Genomic DNA, 19,025 nt, shown 5'->3' with positions numbered 1-19,025 from the left:
GCGCATGGCACCCGCGCTGAGCCGACGTACTCAGGCCCGCGACCCCGACCCCGGCGCGTCCGGCCCGGGTGTCGCCGGCCTCGGTGTCGCCGGTCCCGCTCGTGCCGGGAACCGGGCGGCCGCTCGCCACGAGCGTCGCGTCATCCGGTCGGCCGACCCCCGACTGGGGCTGCTCGTCGCCGCCGCGCGCGTCGGGCCCGGGATCGTCCGAGTGCCGCGCCTCGGGTGGGTCGTGCGTGACCCCGTGCTCATCCGTCAGGTGCTCGTTGACCACCGCTCGACCTCACTGCTCGGGGAGGGTGGCGTCGGCCACCTCTGGTCGCAGGTCCTGGGCGACTGGGTCGAGAACCTCTTCGACGGCCGCGGCCACCACTCCCTGCGCACCCGGGCTCGTGACCTCTTCACCGACGCCGCGGCCCACGACCTCGTCGCGGCGGCGGCCGGTCCGGTGACCGAGCCGGCCCGGCGGCACCTGCGCGAGGGCGACGCCGTCGACGTCGCCGACCTCGCCAGGGTCGTCGTCGGACGGCTCGTCGTCGCGATGCTCGGCATCGACGCAGCGACGTTCGCGCGCGAGGCCGCGGCGGCGGGCCTCGACGACGACGGCTGGGGCGCCTACCGTCTCGTCTTCGCCCGTGGAGAGGAGCTCGCCGCGCTGGCCCTCGGCACGCAGTCCGACACGACCCTGTCCCCCGGCACCGTGCGCCGCGCCGAGGACATCCTCGGCGGTCTCACCGCAGGGGTCGCGGCGGCATACCGATCCTCCGCTGGCACCACGGTGCTCGGTCGCTGCCGAGAGCTCGGGGTCACCGAGGAGGAGGCGACGGGCCTGGCGTCCCTGCTGCTCGTCGCCGGCACGGAGACGGCGGCGAGCGCGATCGCCCGGACGACAGCGCTGCTCGCCGACACCGGGCAAGCGGCCCGGGTCGCCGCCGCGACGGGCACGGAGCGGGACGCCCTGCTCGACGTCGCCGTCCGCGAGGGGCTGCGGGTGACGACGCCGGCCCCGGTCATCGGTCGGCATGTCACGAGGGACGTCACCGTCGGCGGTCGCACCCTGAGGGCGGGCGACCGGGTGCTCGCCCTGACGTACGTGGCCAACACCGCACCGGGAGCGTTCGACCTCGACCGGCCCTACCTGCCCGACAACCGGCACCTGTGGTTCGGGGCGGGGCGGCACCTCTGCCTCGGGGCGCCGGTCGCCCGGGCCGAGCTGCGGGCCGTCCTGGCCGCCCTCGCCGAGGTCGGCCCGTGGACGGTCGTCGACCGCGAGGCGGCCCGCGGCGTCCTCATCCCCACCTACCGCCGCCTCCTCGTGACGCGGGCGTGACGCCGGCCTGACGCCGGCGTGACGCCGGCGTGACGCCCGCGACCCCGGGTCCCGTCAGGGCCACCAGCCGAGGAGGCTGCCGCCGATCTTGACGATGAACGCGCTGACGATGACGACGAAGACGACCCGCACGAAGCCGCTCCCCTTCGCCACCGCCGTCCGGGCCCCGGCGTAGCCGCCGAGCAGGTTGAAACCCGCGATGACGACGCCGACCTTGAAGAGCACGAGGCCCATCGGCAGGAAGACCGTGAGCGCCCCGAGGTTCGTCGCGAAGTTCGCGATCTTCGCCTTGGCGCTCGCCTCGAGGAAGTTGTAGCCGAGCAGACCGACGAGGGCGAACACGAGGAAGCTGCCGGTGCCCGGGCCGAGCGCGCCGTCGTAGACCCCGATGGTGAATCCCGTCAGCATCGCGAGCACGGTGTGCTTGGCGCCGTGGAAGCGACGGATCGACTCCTTCCCGAGGTCGGGCTTGAAGAGCGTGTAGGCCCCGACGAGCACGAGGAGCACGAGGATGATGGGGTTGAACGCGGACTTGGGGATGTGCAGCCCGATGAGCGCGCCGCCGATCGACCCGACGTAGGCGACACCCGCCATCGGCAGGGCGGTGCGCAGGTCGGGGCGCACGCGCCGGTAGAAGGTGACCGAGCTCGTCGCGGTGCCGAAGATCGAGCCGAACTTGTTCGTCGCGAGCAGCTGCGCCGGCGACGCGCCGGGGAGACCGATGAGGAGCGCCGGCAGCTGCACGAGGCCGCCCCCGCCGACGACGGCGTCAATCCATCCCGCGACGAAGGCGGCGGCCCCGAGGAAGGCGAGGGTCGTGAGGGTCGGGTCGCTCACGCGTCCGCACCGTCGGCGCGGGCGTTCCAGGACTCGACGATGGTGAGCACGTCGCCGATCTCGTGCGCCACGGCGTCGGGCGTCGCGTCGTGGGAGACCTGCTGGTCGAGCGGGATGCTCGAGTGCGGCACCCAGATGGCGCGCATGCCGACCTGCTGCGGACCGTGGACGTCCTCGTAGGACCGGTCTCCGACGTAGGCGCACTCCCCCGGCCGGAGGCCCGCCTCACGGGCGGCATGGGCGAAGATCTCGGGCTGCGGCTTCACCCACGGCGTCTCGCTGGAGTAGACGTCGACGTCGACGAGGTCGAGCACGCCGTCCCGCTCGAAGATCGACCGGTGGTAGTCGCGGTCCCACAGGGTGTTGGACAGCACGCCCACGCGGATCCCCCTGTCTCGCAGCCCTTCCCAGAGAGGACGGATACCCGGCGCCGTGATCGTGTGGGGCTCCCAGAGGGCGCGGTATGCCGTGAGCGCCTCGTCGGCGCCCGGGTGCCCCTCCGCGACGCCCACCGACTCGAGCAGCTCGTGCAGGCGCGCGCTGCCGCCGCCGGTGCGGCCGCGCTTCCACGCCGCGTCCTCTGCGGCGCAGATCGCAGCGACGAACGCGGCGTGCGCGTCGCCCGTGTGACCGAGCCCGGCGGCATACGCCCCCCACGTGGCGTGGAAGTCCACCTCGTGCCAGGGGGTGATGGTGCCGCCCCAGTCGAAGAGGACCGCCCGCACGGGCAGGTCGGCCGGGCTCACGAGCGCTCGACCTCCGCGGTGACCTCGGCGGTCAGGGCGGCGACGGCGTCGTCGACGGCGACGTCGCGACGCTCGCCGGTGCGACGGTCCTTGATCTCGACCGTGCCGTCGGCGAGGCCGCGACCGATGACGAGGATCGTCGGGATGCCGATGAGCTCGGAGTCCTTGAACTTCACGCCGGGGCTGACGCCCTTGCGGTCGTCGACGAGGACGGTCAGGCCCTGCACCTCGAGCTCGCGGGCGATCTCCTCGGCCTTGACGAAGAGGGACTCGTCCTTGCCGGCGGCGACGATGTGGACGTCGGCCGGTGCGAGCTCGCGCGGCCAGATGATCCCCGCCTCGTCGTTGTTGCCCTCGACGACGCAGGCCACGGCCCGCGAGACACCGACGCCGTAGGAGCCCATGACGACCGTGACGAGCTTGCCGTTCTGGTCGAGCACCTTGAGCTCGAGCGCCTCGGCGTACTTCGTGCCGAGCTGGAAGACGTGGCCCATCTCGATGCCACGCGCGCCCGAGAGCGTGTGGTCGCAGTTCGGGCAGGGGTCGCCGAAGCGCACCTCGGCGGCCTCGATGGTGCCGTCGGCGGCGAAGTCGCGGCCGGCGACGAGGTCGATGACGTGCTGGCCGGCGACGTTGGCACCGGTGACCCATCGCGTGCCCTCGGCGACCCGCGGGTCGAGCAGGTAGCGGATGCCGGTCGTGCCCTCGAGCCCGAGCGCGCCGGGGCCGATGTAGCCCTTGACGAGGCCGGGGTGGGCGGCGAAGTCGGCCTCGGTGAAGGCGTCGACCTCGGCCGGCTCGACCTGGGCGCCGAGACGCTTCTCGTCGACCTCGCGGTCACCGGGCACGCCGATGGCGAGCGGTTCGCGGGTGCCGTCGGGCTGGACGAGCGTCACGACGACGTTCTTGAGCGTGTCGCCGGCGGCCCACGGGCGGTCCTCGCGCGGGAAGCGCTCGTTGAGGTGCGCCACGAGCGTCTCGATCGTCGGGGTGTCGGGCGTGTCCTCGGCGTGCGCGGCCGGCACGCCGTCCCAGCCGAGGGGGTCGGGCGCCGGCACGCGCACGGCCTCGACGTTGGCGGCATACCCACAGCTCGTGCAGTGGACGTAGGTGTCCTCGCCGACGTCGGCCGTCGCGAGGAACTCCTCGCTCTTGCTGCCGCCCATGGCACCGGCCATCGCCTCGACGATGACGTAGTGGAAGCCGAGGCGGTCGAAGATCCGGATGTAGGCCTCGCGGTGGAGCTGGTAGCTCTTGTCGAGACCGGCGACGTCGACGTCGAAGGAGTAGCTGTCCTTCATGACGAACTCGCGGCCTCGGAGCACCCCGGCGCGCGGACGTGCCTCGTCGCGGTACTTCGTCTGGATCTGGTAGATCGAGAGCGGCAGGTCCTTGTACGAGCTGTAGAGGTCCTTGACCGTGAGGGTGAACATCTCCTCGTGGGTCGGCCCCAGCAGGTGGTCGGCCCCCTTGCGGTCCTGGAGCCGGAAGATGTTGTCGCCGTACTCGGTCCAGCGCCCGGTCGCCTCGAAGGGCTCCTTGGGCAGCAGCGCCGGGAAGAGCAGCTCCTGGGCACCGATGGCGTCCATCTCCTCGCGGACGATCTTCTCGACATTGCGCAGCACGCGCAGGCCGAGGGGCAGCCACGTGTAGACCCCGGGGCTCACCCGACGCACGTAGCCCGCCCGGACGAGCAGCCGGTGGCTCGGGACCTCTGCGTCCGCCGGGTCCTCGCGAAGGGTTCGCAGGAACAGGGACGACATGTGCAGGGCCACCGGGACTCCTCGTGTGGTGCAGGATGCATCGAGCGCCGCCGCGGGGGCGCGCACGGGTGCGGAACCCCGGCAGGATATCGGCCGCCCGGGATGCGCCGTTGGCCCGTGTCCTGTCCACTTCCCGTCCGGACCGGACAGGAAGCGGTCACGGACTTGACCCGCGAGTAGCGCCGCGTGTTCAGTGAGCCTGCCGGATCAGCGGTGCGCTCGAACTCGTCCAGACATCGTGACGTCCTTGTGACAACACGCCGGGGTGTTCGGCCACGCGCCGGTGAACGGTGAGCAACAATCGGGGAGGGCGTCCGCGCCTCACGAAACACCACAAAGGAGTGTTGACGACCAGATGAGCGACCCCTCCATCCCGGCTCCTGGATCATCGGCTGCAGACAGCACCGGCGCCGCGGCGGGCCCCGCCGACACGCCCGGCAGCGTCATCCTCGAGATGCGGGACATCACCAAGGAGTTCCCGGGAGTCAAGGCGCTCTCGAACGTCTCGATGGCCGTCCGCCGAGGTGAGGTCCACGCGATCTGCGGAGAGAACGGCGCCGGCAAGTCCACCCTCATGAAGGTGCTCTCCGGGGTGCACCCCGCGGGCACCTACGACGGTGAGATCCACTTCGAGGGCCAGGTGTGCGAGTTCAACAACATCCGCGACAGCGAGCACGCCGGCATCGTCATCATCCACCAGGAGCTCGCCCTCATCCCGGAGATGTCGATCGCCGAGAACATCTTCCTCGGCAACGAGACGGCCAAGAGCGGTGTCATCAACTGGCTCTCCACCCGGGCCAAGGCGCGCGAGCTGCTCGCCCGCGTCGGCCTCGAGGAGGAGCCGGACACCAAGATCCGCGACATCGGCGTCGGCAAGCAGCAGCTCGTCGAGATCGCCAAGGCGCTCTCCAAGGACGTCAAGCTGCTCATCCTCGACGAGCCGACCGCCGCGCTCAACGCGGGCGACTCACAGCACCTGCTCGACCTCATCGCGGGCCTGCGCTCCAAGGGCGTCACCTGCATCATGATCAGCCACAAGCTCAACGAGATCGAGCAGATCGCCGACTCCATCACCATCATCCGCGACGGCAAGTCGATCGAGACGCTGCGCGTCAAGGAGGACGGGGTCGACGAGAACCGCATCATCCGCGGCATGGTCGGTCGTGACCTCGAGTCCCGCTTCCCCGACCACACGCCCGAGATCGGTGAGGTCTTCTTCGAGGTGAAGAACTGGACGGTGCGCCACCCGAGCGTGCCCGACCGCCTCGTGGCCAAGCACAGCGACTTCTTCGTGCGTCGCGGCGAGATCGTCGGCTTCGCCGGCCTCATGGGTGCCGGGCGCACCGAGCTGATGCGCAGCCTCTTCGGCCGCTCCTACGGCACCTACGTCGAGGGCACCATCGTCAAGGACGGCAAGGAGATCCGGCTGCGGTCCGTCGCCGACGCCATCGACGCCGGTCTCGCCTACGTCACGGAGGACCGCAAGACCCTCGGTCTCAACCTCCTGGACGACATCAAGCGGACCACGGTCTCGGCCCGGCTCCAGCGCATCACCCGCGGCTTCGTCGTCGACGAGCGCGAGGAGTACAACTACGCGGAGTCCTACCGGAAGTCCTTGCGCACCAAGGCTCCCAACGTGGACGAAGGGGTCGCGAAGCTCTCTGGCGGCAACCAGCAGAAGGTCGTGCTCGCGAAGTGGCTCTTCACCGAGCCCGACCTGCTCATCCTCGACGAGCCGACGCGCGGCATCGACGTCGGCGCCAAGTTCGAGATCTACGGGATCATCCAGCGCATGGCCTCGGAGGGCAAGGGCGTCATCCTCGTCTCCTCCGAGCTCCCCGAGCTGATCGGCCTGTCCGACCGCATCTACACGATCGCCGAGGGCGCCGTCACGGGCGTGCTGTCGCGCGAAGAGGCCGACCAGGAGTCCCTGATGCGCCTCATGACGCGACGGACCCACGGCGGCTCCCAGGCGACGACGCGCGAGAGCGCGTGACCCGCGCGCCGGCACCCACCCCTCCCCCATCCACACCCGACACAGCCAGGACTGCACCCATGGACAAGGTCAAGAAGATCTTCGGTGGCGACACCCGTCAGCTCGGCATGATCTTCGCCCTCGTGGCGCTGATCATCTTCTTCCAGATCTGGACCGACGGGCTCACGCTCACGCCGGACAACGTCATCAACATCTTCCAGCAGAACTCCTACATCCTCGTGCTCGCCATCGGCATGGTGCTCGTCATCATCGCCGGCCACATCGACCTCTCCGTCGGCTCCGTCGCGGCGTTCGTCGGCATCTGCGTGGCCATCGCGATGCGTGACTGGGGCCTCAGCTGGTGGATGGGCATCCTGTTCGGACTCGCCATCGGCGCTCTCGTCGGTGCGTGGCAGGGCATGTGGACGGCATACGTCGGCATCCCCGCCTTCATCGTGACGCTCTCGGGCATGCTCCTCTTCCGCGGCGCCAACCAGTACGTCGGCAAGTCCAACTCGGTGCCGGTCTCCGAGGACTTCCAGGTCATCGGCGGTGGCTACCTCCCCGAGGTCGGCCCCGACACCGGCTACAACAACCTCACGGTCCTCATCGGCCTGCTCCTCGCGATCGGGATCGTCGTCGGTAGCCTCCGCAGCCGCCGCGCCCTCGTCAAGCTCGGTGCGGACGTCGAGGAGGCATGGGTCATGTGGGTGCGCCTCGGGCTCATCTGCGCCGCCATCATCGGGGCGACGCTCCTCTTCGGCTCGGGCCGACCCGGCACGTCGTTCCCGATCTCCGGCATCATCCTTGCGGTGCTCGTGCTGGTCTACGGCTTCATCTCCAACCGCACCGTCATCGGCCGCCACATCTACGCCGTGGGTGGCAACCGCCACGCGGCCGAACTCTCCGGCGTGAAGAGCAAGAAGGTCAACTTCCTCGTCATGATGAACATGTCGATCCTGGCGGCCCTCGCCGGCATGATCTTCGTGGCCCGGTCCACCGCGTCGGGCCCGTCCGACGGTGTCGGGTGGGAGCTCGACGCCATCGCGGCCGTCTTCATCGGCGGCGCTGCCGTCACCGGTGGCGTCGGCACCGTCGTCGGCTCCATCGTCGGAGGTCTCGTCATGGCCGTGCTCAACAACGGTCTGCAGCTCAAGGGAATCGGCGCGGACGCGACCCAGATGATCAAGGGCCTCGTGCTCCTCGTCGCCGTGGCCTTCGACGTCTACAACAAGTCGCAGGGCCGGGTGTCGCTCCTCGGCATGCTGACCCGCAACTTCCGACGCGGCGGGAGCGACGACGACTCCTCCGCCCTGCCCCCGCCGTCCGCGGCGACCGAGACGACCCCGGTCAGCGAGACCATCCGCCAGTCCAGCTGAGCCACGGGCTCAGCTCACGAGACGCGGTCCCGGGCGCCGCCCGAGGCCGAGAAGAATCCGCGCTCCGCCCGGACGCGATGAGAGGAAAGAGAGCACATGCGTACCTTCACCAAGGTGCTGGGCGTCACGGCTGTGGCCGCCCTTGTTCTGACCGGTTGCGGTCGGAACAGCGACACCGGCACGACGCCGGGCGCATCCGGTGGTTCCGCCGCGGCGGGCTTCCCCGCCAACGCCGTCATCGGTGTCGCCCTGCCGCAGAAGACGTCGGAGAACTGGGTGCTCGCCGAGCAGCTGTTCAAGGACGGCCTGTCCGCCGCCGGCTTCCAGGGCGACGTGCAGTTCGCCAACGGTGGCGTGTCGGAGCAGCAGAACCAGATCTCGGCCATGGTCACCAAGGGCGCCAAGGTCATCGTCGTCGGCGCCATCGACGGCTCGCAGCTGGGCACCCAGCTCAAGGCCGCCAAGGACGCCGGTGCCATGGTCATCGCGTACGACCGCCTCGTGAAGAACACCCCGGCGGTCGACTACTACGTGGCCTACGACAACTTCAAGGTCGGCGAGCTGCAGGGCCAGGCCCTGCTCGACGGCATGGCCAAGAAGAAGCCGAACGGCCCGTACAACATCGAGCTGTTCGCCGGATCGCCCGACGACGCCAACGCCCAGGTCTTCTTCGACGGCGCCATGAAGGTGCTCCAGCCGAAGATCGACGACGGCACCCTGAAGGTCGTCTCCGGCCAGAAGGACTTCAACCAGGTCGTGACCCAGGGCTGGAAGGCCGAGAACGCCCAGAAGCGCATGGACACGCTCCTCGCGGCCAACTACACGAGCGCCGCGCTCGACGGCGTGCTCTCGCCCAACGACACCCTGGCCCGCGCGGTCATCACGTCGGTCAAGGATGCCACCAAGCCGGTGCCGATCGTGACCGGACAGGACTCCGAGGTCGAGTCGGTCAAGTCGATCATGGCGGGTGAGCAGTACTCCACCATCAACAAGGACACGCGCAACCTCGTCAAGGAGACCATCGCCATGGTCACCGCCCTCCAGAAGGGTCAGACGCCGACCGTCAACGACACCAAGTCCTACAACAACGGTGTCAAGGTCGTCCCGGCCAACCTGCTGCCGCCGGTCATCGTGACCAAGGAGAACGCGGCCGAGGCCTACGCGAACGACCCGACGCTGGCCCCGCTCACCAAGTGAGCTGAGTCCGCCCGGTCACCGCAGTCTCGGTGAAAGCTCGGTGAAGGCCCGCCCCGTCAGGGGCGGGCCTTCGTCGTCCCCGGACGCTCCAGCCTCGCGCTGCGGGCGAGGCGTAGCGTCGCCCCCATGGCTGACGTCTACCTCCACGGTCACCACGCGAGCGTCCTCGCGTCGCACGGCGCGCGCACCGCCGCCGACTCGGCGGCGTACCTGCTCCCCCACCTCCGCGAGGGCCTGCTAGTCCTCGACGTGGGCTGCGGACCCGGCACGATCACGCTCGACCTCGCCGAGGCGGTCGGCCCGTCGGGTCAGGTCGTCGGTGTCGAGAACGTCGACGGCCCCCTCGACCAGACCCGTCGCCTCGCTGCGGCGCGTGGCGACGATCGCACGCGGTTCGAGCTCGCCGACGTCATGCGGCTCCCGTATGCCGGAGCGTCCTTCGACGTCGTCCACGCCCACCAGGTGCTCCAGCACCTCACCGACCCCGTGGGGGCCCTGCGCGAGATGGCGCGGGTCGCGCGCCCGGGTGGCCTCGTCGCGGTGCGCGACGTCGACTACGCCTCGATGGCGTGGCACCCGGCCTCCGAGGGCATGACGCGCTGGCTGGGGCTCTACCGCCGCCTGGCACGGCTCAACCACGCCGAGCCGGATGCCGGGCGCCACCTCGTCGCGTGGGCGCACGCCGCCGGCCTGTCCCACCTCACGCCGTCAGCCTCCCTGTGGACGTATGCGACGCCTGAGCAGTGCGGCTGGTGGGGCGGCACATGGGCGCGGCGCACGCTCGAGTCGACCTTTGCGACGCAGGCCGTCGAGCGCGGGCTCGTGACACCCGAGGAGCTCGCGGAGATCAGCGACGCCTGGCACGCCTGGTCGCGACACCCGGACGCGTGGTTCGCGATGACCCACGCCGAGGTCATCGCCCACGTCTGACGGCCTCCGGCCGCCGGCCACGGAAACGGCTCGCGACGGGCCCGCCACCTTTGCGAGAGTTGTCGTATGCCGCGCTCCTCCTCCACGTTCACGCTGGTCACCGACCCCGCCGAGGCCCGGGCACGTCTCGACGGTCTCGTCCGGCAGGAGCCGGAGGCGCTCAGCGTCGTCGCGAGCGTGACGGAGGGCCTCGTCGCCGACCCGGGCCGTTACGTCGGCCCGCGCTGGTGGGTGGTCGCCGACGACGCTGACCGGCTCGTCGGCGCCGTCATGCACACACCGCCACACCCGCTCCACATCGCGCTGGCTACGGCTGACGAGGCCCGCGACCTCGCCGCGCTGCTCGCGGACCAGGGCGACGAGCTGCCGGGCGTCGGCGGCCGGCGGGGGCCGGCCGAGGCCTTCGCCGACGAGTGGGCCACCCGCACGGGAGCGACGACGACGGTCGTCATGGAGGTGGGTCGCTTCGACCTGCCGACGCGCCCGCGAGTGCCCTTCGAGGTCAGCGGCTCCTTCCGGCCGGCCGACGGCGCCGACACCGCGCTCGTCGACGACTGGCACCAGCAGTTCGTCGACGCCATCGAGGGAGGTGGGCGGGCAGCCTCATCCCTCGCCCGGCACGTCGAGCACGGTCGGGTCGGCCTCTGGGAGGACGCCGGCCGCGCCGTGTCGATGGCGTACGCCTCCCCCGCCAACGGCGGCGTCACCCGCATCTCGGGCGTGTGGACGCCGCCGGCGCTGCGTGGCCGGGGCTACGCGAGCGGGGTGGTCGCGGCCCTCAGCCGTGCGCGCCTCGACGCGGGCGAGTCGTGCATGCTCTACACCGACCTCGCCAACCCGACGTCGAACGCCATCTACCAGGCCATGGGCTACCGCCGGGTGGGCGACAGCATCAGCATCACCTTCGGCGGCTGACGCCTCAGCGCACCACACCCCCGGCGCGCAGCGCGGCGCGGATCATCGGCCACTGGAGCGGCAGCCGTGCGACGGTGGCGGCGAGGTAGCCCTGCTTCTTCGGGTCGTCGGGGTCGCGGTCGAGCCGGCGCTTGGCCTGGCCCGTCATCGTGACGTTGGCCGGGAAGACGGCGACGAGCAGGGCCGCGGACGCGAGTCCCGCGGCGCGACGGGTGTGAGGGATGAAAAGGCCGACGGCACAAGCGATCTCGAGTGCGCCGGACGCATACACCAGTGCCCGGCGCGAGGGCAGCTGCCGGGGCACCATCGCCTCGAACGGCTCGGGCTTCACGAAGTGCATGGTGCCCGAGGTGAGGAAGAGGCCGGCCAGGGCGATGGCGTCCTTGCCGAGCGGTGCGTTCGTGGCGGTCTTCATGGGCCCCACCCTAGGCTGGGCGCCCGGTGAGGCTAGAGCAGGACGGTGGTGAACGCCCCGACCTCGCGGAAGCCACAGCGCTCGTAGGTCGCCCGGGCCGCGACGTTGAAGTCGTTGACGTAGAGCGACACCTCGTCGGCCAGGCCCGACAGCACCTGCTCGACGACGCTCGCCATGGCCGGCACCGAGAGCCCCCGTCCGCGCAGCCTGGGGTGCAGCCACACGCCCTGGACCTGCGCGCAGCCCAGCGCGAGCGAGCCCACGTCGGCCTTGAAGACGACCTCGCCGTCCTCGACCTTGACGAAGGTGTGGCCGGCGCGGATGAGTGCGGCCAGGCTCGACCGGTAACCGCGGTCGGAGCCGAAGTACGGCGGGTAGCCGATCTCCTCGGTGAACATGTGGGCGGCCGCGGGCAGGACGAGGTCGACCTCGTCGAGGCGCGCCGGGCGCACGTCGGGGTCGAGCGTCAGGCCGAGGCCCGAGGGCCGGGCGCGCGTCGTCAGCAGCGGCTGGTGGGTGCGGATCGCGCGGACCGGTCCCCACATCGGGCCGAGCCGGTCCCACAGGCCGCCGACCTGCGCGCTCGGGCCGAAGATCGAGGCGCACTGGCGTCGCATGCGGCTGATCCGCGCCGCGACGGCCGTGACCCCGTCGTCGTCGAGCTCGACCGGCACGACGTTGGCGCTGACCCACGCGAGGCCGCGCAGCTCCCCGTCGCCCCAGTGGCCGAGGAGCGCGCCCGGCGAGGCGCGCAACGAGCCCTCGACGATGCGCGCCGCGACGAAGGCGTTGGCCACCCGGTCGCGCGCGCACACCTCGAGCGCGGCGTCGTGGTCGGCCACCGACAGCGGTCGCACGGGGAGGCGTTGGCGGAGCACCACCCAAGAGTGCCTGCCCGCGGGCACCCTGTCACCCCGGCGCGCTTCACCAGCCCCGTCACGGGCTGTCCGTGACCTCCGCCGTGCTCAGCGCCGTGGGTGCAGCACCGGGCGCTCGAGGTCGGTGTTGTCGAGGACCCACGTCGCGCGGGCGCGCGGGTCGACCGCGGCGAGGTAGAGCCGCTGGCCGCCGACGTAGCGCCGGTTCGGCTCCGCGTCGGGGTCGGGGTCGTGGCCGTCGCCGAACCGGGCGTTGCCGCGCGGCACCGACACCTCGAAGGGCACGTCGACCCAGACCGCGGCGTCCCACACGTCGGCGAGCTCGGGCCGCTGGAGGAAGATGCCGTCGACGACGAGCACCGGGTCGCGTCCGACCGCGACCGGCTCGGGGTGCACCGGCCGGTCGGCCTCCACGTCGTTGACGGCCGTGGTGACCGGCTCGCCACGACGGAACGGCTCGATGACGGCGCGACGGAACGCGGCGTAGTCGTAGGAGTCCTCGTAGAAGGTCTCGGGGCCGCGGCCTCGGGCGACCCGTTGCGCCCGGGGGCGGTGGAAGCCGTCGATCGACACGCGCAGCACGTCGCGGGCACGGTCGACCGCGCCGATCACCTCGGCGAGCTGGTCGGCGAGCACCGTCTTGCCCGCGCCGTCGAACCCGTCGACAGCCACGGCCACGCGCTCACCCGGCCGCAGCGCGACGACGCGCTCGGCGAGGTCGCGCACGACGGCGAACCGCTCGCTCGACCGGACCGGGGCACGCACCTCAGCTGACGGTGACGCTCGGGGCACCGGCCGACTCGTCGTCGACCGGCTCGCCCATCTCCTCGGCGAGGCGCATGGCCTCCTCGATGAGCGTCTCGACGATCTGCGCCTCGGGGACGGTCTTGATGACCTCGCCCTTGACGAAGATCTGGCCCTTGCCGTTGCCGGACGCGACGCCGAGGTCGGCCTCGCGGGCCTCGCCCGGGCCGTTGACGACGCAGCCCATGACGGCGACGCGCAGCGGCACGGTCATGCCCTCGAGTCCGGCGGTCACCTGGTCGGCGAGCGTGTACACGTCGACCTGGGCGCGGCCGCACGACGGGCACGAGACGATCTCGAGCTTGCGGGGGCGCAGGTTGAGGCTCTGGAGGATCTGGATGCCGACCTTGACCTCCTCGACGGGCGGGGCCGACAGCGAGACGCGGATCGTGTCGCCGATGCCGCGCGAGAGCAGCGCACCGAAGGCCGTCGCCGACTTGATGGTGCCCTGGAAGGCAGGGCCGGCCTCGGTGACGCCGAGGTGCAGCGGCCAGTCGCCCCGCTCGGCGAGCAGCTCGTAGGCACGCACCATGATGACGGGGTCGTTGTGCTTGACCGAGATCTTGAAGTCGTGGAAGTCGTGCTCCTCGAAGAGGCTCGCCTCCCAGACCGCCGACTCGACGAGCGCCTCGGGCGTCGCCTTGCCGTACTTCTCCATGATCCGCTTGTCGAGGCTGCCGGCGTTGACGCCGATGCGGATGGAGACGCCGGCGTCCTTGGCGGCGCGCGCGATCTCCTTGACCTGGTCGTCGAACTGGCGGATGTTGCCGGGGTTGACGCGCACGGCCGCGCAGCCGGCGTCGATGGCCGCGTAGACGTACTTCGGCTGGAAGTGGATGTCGGCGATGACCGGGATCTGGCTCTTGCGGGCGATCGCGGGCAGCGCATCGGCGTCGTCCTGGCTGGGGCAGGCCACGCGCACGATGTCGCAGCCGGACGCGGTCAGCTCGGCGATCTGCTGGAGCGTCGCGTTGATGTCGGTCGTCGGAGTCGTCGTCATCGACTGCACCGACACGGGGAAGTCGCTCCCGACACCGACCTTGCCGACCTGGATCTGGCGGGTCTGTCGCCGCGGGGCGAGGACCGGCGGGGGCAGGGGCGGCATACCGAGGGAGACGCTCATGGCGCCATTATGTCGCGCCCCACCGAGCCCGGAGCCGAGGAGGTGCCACTCCCGGGCTCGCAGGGGTCGCTCAGCCGAAGAGCCTGATCGGCTTGACGATGTCGGCGTAGATGAGCAGGACGGACATCGTGATGAGGACGAGGCTCATCCCGTAGGCGACGGGCAGTCCCTTGGCGACGTCGACGAAGCCCGGGTCGGGGCGGTGGCGCAGTCGCGCCCAGCCTCGCTTGATCGCCTCCCAGACGGCTCCGGCGACGTGTCCGCCGTCGAGCGGGAGCAGCGGGATGAGGTTGAAGACGAAGAGCGCGAGGTTGAGCGAGGCGATGAGCAGGATCAGCTGGGCCAGCTTGACCCAGTTGCCGCCCTCGTCGGCCGGGATGTCGAGCGCCGCGACCTCGCCGCCGATGCGTCCGACGCCGACGACCGAGATGGGTCCGTTGGGGTCGCGCTCCTCCGAGCCGAAGGCCGCCTGCACGACGCCGGTCATCTTCTCGGGGATCTTGACGATGATCGAGGCGGTGTCGACGAGGCGGTCCCAGACGAAGCCCGGCGCCTGCGCGATCGGGGTCCGCACGAGCTCCTGCCCGGGGGTGATGCCGGCGAAGCCCATCGACGCGAGCACGGGCCTGCCGTCCTTGGCGACGGGGTTGCCCTGGTCGTCGTAGGTGGCACGGTCGAGGACGGCCGGGGTGATCGTGATCGGCACCTGCTGGTCGCCGCGCTGGACGACCCACGTCATCGTGCGTCCCTTGTTGTCGCGGATGGCCGCGGTGACCTGGTCCCACGTGCTGACGGCCGTGCCGTCGACGGAGACGATGCGGTCGCGCTCCTGCAGGCCCGCGGCCTTGGCGGGGGCAACGGGGTCTCCGGGCTTGCACTGCGGCTGCGGCACCTGCAGCGTCGGCGCGGTGGTCGGCACGCAGGCCGACAGGAGGCCGACCTTGGGCGCGACCTGGGGCAGCCCGTAGAGCGTGATGACGCCGGTGAGCAGCACCGCCGCGATGATGAGGTTCATGATCGGGCCGCCGAGCATGATGATGATCTTCTTGCCGGGGCTCAGCTTGTAGAAGACGCGGTCCTCGTCACCGGGCCTGACCTCCTCCATGGAGTCGGCCCGGGCCTGGTCGACCATCTGGCTGAAGCGGCCGGTCGAGAGGGTGCGCAGCTCGCCGGGCTTGTCACCGGGTCGCGGCGGGAGCATGCCGATCATGCGGACGTAGCCGCCGAGCGGGATCGCCTTGAGGCCGTACTCGGTCTCGCCGCGCTTGCGCGACCAGACCGTCGGGCCGAAGCCGACCATGTACTGGGTCACCTTGACCCCGAACTTCTTGGCCGGCACGAGGTGGCCGATCTCGTGCAGCGCGATGCTGAGCGCCACGCCGACGACGACGACCAGGACCCCTAGGAAGAACAGCACCCCTCCATTGTCACATCGACTTCCTGTGATTCCCGATTCGATGTGTTCCACGGTCACCGGTGACCGTGGAACACATCGAATCCGGGGTCATCCCGAGATGGTGCGCCGGGCGGCGTCGCGGGCCCAGGAGTCGGCGGCGAGGACGTCGTCGAGCGTCAGGTCGGTGACCCGGGAGGCCGGCTCGGCGGCATACGCGTCGACGACGTGCGCGACCGTGTCGACGATGTCGACGAAGCCGATGCGACCGTCGTGGAAGGCGTCGACCGCGACCTCGTTGGCGGCGTTGTAGACCGCCGGCCACGTGCCGCCCGCCTCCCCCACCCGGCGGGCGAGCGCCACGGCCGGGAAGGCGTCGTCGTCGAGCGGCTCGAAGTCCCACGACTGCGCCGTCGTCCAGTCCACGGGCACGTCGGCGTCGGCGATGCGCTCGGGCCAGCTGAGGCCCAGCGCGATCGGCACGAGCATCCGCGGGGGCCCGGCCTGGGCGATCGTCGAGCCGTCGACGAACTCGACCATCGAGTGGATCATCTGCTGGGGGTGCACGACGACGTCGATGCGCTCGAACGGGATGTCGAAGAGCAGGTGCGCCTCGATGACCTCGAGCCCCTTGTTGACGAGCGTCGCGGAGTTCGTCGTGATGACGCGGCCCATCGAGAAGTTCGGGTGGGCGAGCGCCTGCTCGGGAGTGACGTCGGCGAGCTCGGCTCGCGTGCGCCCGCGGAACGGGCCGCCGCTCGCGGTCACGACGAGCCGGCGCACCTCGTCGGCGCGACCTCCGCGCAGGCACTGGGCGATCGCGGAGTGCTCGCTGTCGACCGGCACGATCTGGCCGGGCCTCGCCAGGGCCTTGACGAGCGGGCCGCCGATGATGAGCGACTCCTTGTTGGCGAGCGCGAGCGTGGTGCCGGCGCGCAGCGCCGCGAGCGTGGGCTCGAGGCCGATGGCGCCGGTGATCCCGTTGACGACGACGTCGGCCTCACGGGCGGCGAGCGTCGTGCTCGCATCGGGGCCGACGAGCACCTCGGGGTCGTATGCCGTCACGCCGGCCGCGTCGGCAGCGCGGGCGACCGCTCGGGCCAGGTCGTCGTGCGTCCCGCTCGCCACCGCGATGACCGGCACGCGGAGCGCGACGGCCTGCTCGGCGACGAGGTCGAGGTTGGCGCCGGCCGAGAGCCCGAGCACCTCGAAGCGGTCGCGGTTGCGCCGGACGAGGTCGATGGCCTGGGTGCCGATCGAGCCCGTCGAACCGAGCAGGACGATGCGGCGGGGGCGGGCCGAGGTGTCAGTCACCCCGGCATTCTCGCGCAGGCTCACGCTCGGCGGTCAGGTGGTCACTCCTCTCGCCCGGAGGAGCTCGTCGCGCTTGAAGGCGTAGGCGACGGCCCAGGTCATGCGCAGGCGGTACATCCGGATGTCGTCAGCCCACGACCATGGGCTGCTGCCGTAGTGCGCCGTCCAGTGGGCCTCGACCTCGTCGCGCTCCGGTCCGGGGGCCATGAGCTCGGCGTAACCGTGGCTGAAGAGGGCGAGGTCCTCCCCGTCGACGTGGGCCACGCTCACGGCCGGGCGCGTCTCGAGGTGCTTGGCCTTGGCCGACGTGCCGGCGGTGCTGAACGTCCACGTGCCGTGGAGGAAGTGGCCGTCGAGGGCGCTGATGCGCGGCTCCCCCGACGCCGTGACGGTGGCGACCGAGAGGACCTTCATGCCGGTGAGCAGCGCGACGAGCTGCTCGGCGGTGAGGGTGCGGTCGTCGTCGATGATGCTCCTCAGGTGGCCCGTCGCCCTGGCGTGCGAGGCGTCGAGCAGGACCTGGAGCGCGGCTGTCTCGTCAGGTGTCTCGAGCATCCTCCGACGCTAGCGCCGTCCGCCGACAGCGGACCCGATCGTTCGTGATCGGTCGACGGCGCGCGGCGTCACCACCAGCTGGCCTCGCTTGCGGCGTAGAAGCCGTCGTCGCCCCAGACGAGCCACTCCCCCACGTCGTAGCCGGCCGCGGGCGCGGCGACGTGGGGTGGTGGGAGCAGGACGCTCGAGGGCAGGGCGACGTGCGCCGGGAGGGCCGCCGCACCGGGACGCGACCCACCGTCCGCCGACGGCGGGCTGAGTGGCGGGCCGAGTGGCGGGCCGAGTGACGGGCTGGGTGGCGGCCCCGGCACCCCGCCCGCCGGCGCGCCCGACGGGGGCGGCAGGTCGGGCGGCAAGTCGGGCGGCAGGTCAGGCGGCAGATCGGGCGCCTGTCCGGGAGGCAGGAAGCCCGTGCGAGGGTCGCGCTGCGGGACGACGCCGGCCTCGGCGAGGTTCTTGACGACGGCGAGCCGCGTCCCCATGAGGGCGGCGATCCCGGAACCGTCGACGACGCGCCCCGGCCCGGCCGGCAGCCACCCGGTGAAGGTCTCGGTCAGGCGGGCACCGGCCTCGCACGGCTCGATCGTCGTGACCACGTCGGCCTCGTGGGACGAGGTCAGGTCCCGCTCGACGATCCGCGTCGGCGCCGACGCCTCGACGACGAGCGAGACCGAGCATGCACGCCGCCCGTCGTCATGGCGGTGGACGGCGACCACGTGCTCGCGTCCCGGCTCGTCGGCGAGCTCGGTGCGCACGAGCTGCTCGAGCGACGGCTTGAGCAGCCGCTCCGACGAGGGCTGGGCGAGCAGCTCCCAGAGCCGGCCGGGTGCGACGGCGACCTCGATCGAGGCCGTCTCGTGCACGGGTATCACGCCGAGGCCGCCGGCCGTGGCGGCGCCGTGTCCGACGAAGCCGCTCGCCGTCGCGGCCTGCACCGGCTCGTCGGACACCGGGTCGCTCGTCCGGCTGCGCGCGGTGCCCTCGACGTCGGCCTTGAGACCGAGGAGCGCCCGGGCCATCCAGGCCCGGGCGAACTCCGCCACGGGGTCGGTCGGCGCGAGGCCGTCGAGCGTCTGGGCGACGACGCAGCCGCCGTCGAGCGCTTCGACCGTCGTCGTCAGGGCGAGCGTCGGGCCGTCCGCCGTCCGGGACACGACGCGCACGCCGTGCGCGACGTCGACGACGGTGCTGAGGCCCACCCAGAGCCGGCCGTTCGAGCGCCGCCACACGCCGACGAGCTCCGGCAGGCCGCCGGGGCCGGCCGGCAGGGCCAGCACCCGTACGCAGTCGACGCCGAGCTCGGCTCCCGGCCCGGGCGCGACGAGGTGCGGCCAGACGTCCTCGGGAGCGCGCTCGATGAAGACCCGGTGGCCGACGTCGCGCGCCACGACCGCGGGTGCCGGCTCGTCGCGTCGACCGCCCCGCTCCCCGAAGAGGCCGCGTAGAAGGCTCACGCCCGGCAGTCTCCCCC

17 protein-coding genes are annotated in these 19,025 nt (G+C 71.6%); 6 read left to right on the top strand and 11 right to left on the bottom strand.

The annotated features are described in order from the left end of the window. The first annotated feature begins 4 nt into the window (after positions 1–4). Positions 5–1,330, top strand: coding sequence for a cytochrome P450 (locus ASD90_RS08630; protein WP_056754020.1), 1,326 nt, complete (start codon positions 5–7; stop codon positions 1,328–1,330). A 54-nt stretch (positions 1,331–1,384) separates the two neighbouring features. Here ASD90_RS08630 and ASD90_RS08625 read toward each other — a convergent pair whose 3' ends face one another. The 3 genes from ASD90_RS08625 to ASD90_RS08615 are packed head-to-tail and all read right to left on the bottom strand — an operon-like array spanning position 1,385 to position 4,688. Next, a complete protein-coding gene (locus tag ASD90_RS08625) occupies positions 1,385–2,167 on the bottom strand; it encodes a TSUP family transporter (RefSeq protein ID WP_056754018.1) in 783 nt (260 codons plus the stop codon). After that, complete coding sequence (locus ASD90_RS08620; RefSeq protein WP_056754015.1) at positions 2,164–2,913, bottom strand: HAD family hydrolase; 750 nt, start codon at positions 2,911–2,913, stop codon at positions 2,164–2,166. The genes ASD90_RS08625 and ASD90_RS08620 overlap by 4 nt, the downstream gene beginning before the upstream one ends. Then, positions 2,910–4,688, bottom strand: coding sequence for a proline--tRNA ligase (locus tag ASD90_RS08615; RefSeq protein ID WP_056754011.1), 1,779 nt, complete (start codon positions 4,686–4,688; stop codon positions 2,910–2,912). The genes ASD90_RS08620 and ASD90_RS08615 overlap by 4 nt, the downstream gene beginning before the upstream one ends. Before the next feature lie 442 nt (positions 4,689–5,130). On the opposite strand from ASD90_RS08615, the gene mmsA reads away from it, so the two are divergent. The 5 genes from mmsA (at position 5,131) to ASD90_RS08590 (ending at position 11,072) form a co-directional block, all read left to right on the top strand. After that, a complete protein-coding gene (gene mmsA, locus ASD90_RS08610) occupies positions 5,131–6,672 on the top strand; it encodes a multiple monosaccharide ABC transporter ATP-binding protein (protein ID WP_056754732.1) in 1,542 nt (513 codons plus the stop codon). A 59-nt stretch (positions 6,673–6,731) separates the two neighbouring features. Then, entirely contained in the window at positions 6,732–8,030 is a 1,299-nt protein-coding gene (gene mmsB / locus ASD90_RS08605) for a multiple monosaccharide ABC transporter permease (protein WP_056754008.1), read from the top strand. A gap of 96 nt (positions 8,031–8,126) precedes the next feature. Next, a complete protein-coding gene (locus ASD90_RS08600) occupies positions 8,127–9,227 on the top strand; it encodes a sugar-binding protein (protein ID WP_056754005.1) in 1,101 nt (366 codons plus the stop codon). 126 nt (positions 9,228–9,353) lie between these two features. Beyond that, the gene (locus tag ASD90_RS08595; RefSeq protein ID WP_056754002.1) at positions 9,354–10,157 is read left to right on the top strand and encodes a methyltransferase domain-containing protein; all 804 of its coding nucleotides are present in this window, start codon (positions 9,354–9,356) and stop codon (positions 10,155–10,157) included. 66 nt (positions 10,158–10,223) lie between these two features. After that, positions 10,224–11,072: a GNAT family N-acetyltransferase gene (locus ASD90_RS08590; RefSeq protein WP_056753998.1), complete on the top strand. Its 849-nt coding sequence runs from the start codon at positions 10,224–10,226 to the stop codon at positions 11,070–11,072. Positions 11,073–11,076: 4 nt separating this feature from the next. Here the strand turns inward: ASD90_RS08590 and ASD90_RS08585 are convergent, their stop codons facing one another. From ASD90_RS08585 to ASD90_RS08550, 8 genes are all read right to left on the bottom strand, one after another. Next, the gene (locus ASD90_RS08585) at positions 11,077–11,487 is read right to left on the bottom strand and encodes a MauE/DoxX family redox-associated membrane protein (RefSeq protein ID WP_056753995.1); all 411 of its coding nucleotides are present in this window, start codon (positions 11,485–11,487) and stop codon (positions 11,077–11,079) included. 32 nt (positions 11,488–11,519) lie between these two features. Beyond that, entirely contained in the window at positions 11,520–12,365 is an 846-nt protein-coding gene (locus ASD90_RS08580) for a GNAT family N-acetyltransferase (protein ID WP_235506439.1), read from the bottom strand. 87 nt (positions 12,366–12,452) lie between these two features. Beyond that, the gene (locus ASD90_RS08575; RefSeq protein ID WP_056753990.1) at positions 12,453–13,130 is read right to left on the bottom strand and encodes a hypothetical protein; all 678 of its coding nucleotides are present in this window, start codon (positions 13,128–13,130) and stop codon (positions 12,453–12,455) included. Between the two features lies 1 nt (position 13,131). After that, on the bottom strand, positions 13,132–14,292 hold the full coding sequence (gene ispG / locus ASD90_RS08570) for a flavodoxin-dependent (E)-4-hydroxy-3-methylbut-2-enyl-diphosphate synthase (protein ID WP_056753988.1): 1,161 nt from the start codon (positions 14,290–14,292) through the stop codon (positions 13,132–13,134). Positions 14,293–14,362: 70 nt separating this feature from the next. Continuing rightward, entirely contained in the window at positions 14,363–15,709 is a 1,347-nt protein-coding gene (locus tag ASD90_RS08565) for an RIP metalloprotease (protein ID WP_056753985.1), read from the bottom strand. 87 nt (positions 15,710–15,796) lie between these two features. Continuing rightward, positions 15,797–16,999: a 1-deoxy-D-xylulose-5-phosphate reductoisomerase gene (dxr, locus tag ASD90_RS08560; RefSeq protein ID WP_056754728.1), complete on the bottom strand. Its 1,203-nt coding sequence runs from the start codon at positions 16,997–16,999 to the stop codon at positions 15,797–15,799. Between the two features lie 33 nt (positions 17,000–17,032). Continuing rightward, positions 17,033–17,554, bottom strand: coding sequence for a pyridoxamine 5'-phosphate oxidase family protein (locus ASD90_RS08555; RefSeq protein ID WP_056753981.1), 522 nt, complete (start codon positions 17,552–17,554; stop codon positions 17,033–17,035). A 68-nt stretch (positions 17,555–17,622) separates the two neighbouring features. After that, entirely contained in the window at positions 17,623–19,008 is a 1,386-nt protein-coding gene (locus ASD90_RS08550) for a hypothetical protein (protein WP_157623055.1), read from the bottom strand. Positions 19,009–19,025 lie beyond the last annotated feature (17 nt).

This window comes from Terrabacter sp. Root181 (genome assembly GCF_001428505.1).
GTDB lineage: Bacteria > Actinomycetota > Actinomycetes > Actinomycetales > Dermatophilaceae > Terrabacter.
This window is presented reverse-complemented; position numbering and strand designations above follow the sequence as displayed.

Excerpts from the sequence above, each read along its gene's own strand:
- ASD90_RS08555 (WP_056753981.1), bottom strand. The coding sequence starts at position 17,554 with ATGCTCGAGACACCTGACGAGACAGCCGCGCTCCAGGTCCTGCTCGAC.
- ASD90_RS08600 (WP_056754005.1), top strand. The coding sequence starts at position 8,127 with ATGCGTACCTTCACCAAGGTGCTGGGCGTCACGGCTGTGGCCGCCCTT.
- mmsA (WP_056754732.1), top strand. The coding sequence starts at position 5,131 with ATGCGGGACATCACCAAGGAGTTCCCGGGAGTCAAGGCGCTCTCGAAC.
- ASD90_RS08595 (WP_056754002.1), top strand. The coding sequence starts at position 9,354 with ATGGCTGACGTCTACCTCCACGGTCACCACGCGAGCGTCCTCGCGTCG.
- mmsB (WP_056754008.1), top strand. The coding sequence starts at position 6,732 with ATGGACAAGGTCAAGAAGATCTTCGGTGGCGACACCCGTCAGCTCGGC.
- ASD90_RS08585 (WP_056753995.1), bottom strand. The coding sequence starts at position 11,487 with ATGAAGACCGCCACGAACGCACCGCTCGGCAAGGACGCCATCGCCCTG.
- ispG (WP_056753988.1), bottom strand. The coding sequence starts at position 14,292 with ATGAGCGTCTCCCTCGGTATGCCGCCCCTGCCCCCGCCGGTCCTCGCC.
- ASD90_RS08630 (WP_056754020.1), top strand. The coding sequence starts at position 5 with ATGGCACCCGCGCTGAGCCGACGTACTCAGGCCCGCGACCCCGACCCC.
- ASD90_RS08590 (WP_056753998.1), top strand. The coding sequence starts at position 10,224 with ATGCCGCGCTCCTCCTCCACGTTCACGCTGGTCACCGACCCCGCCGAG.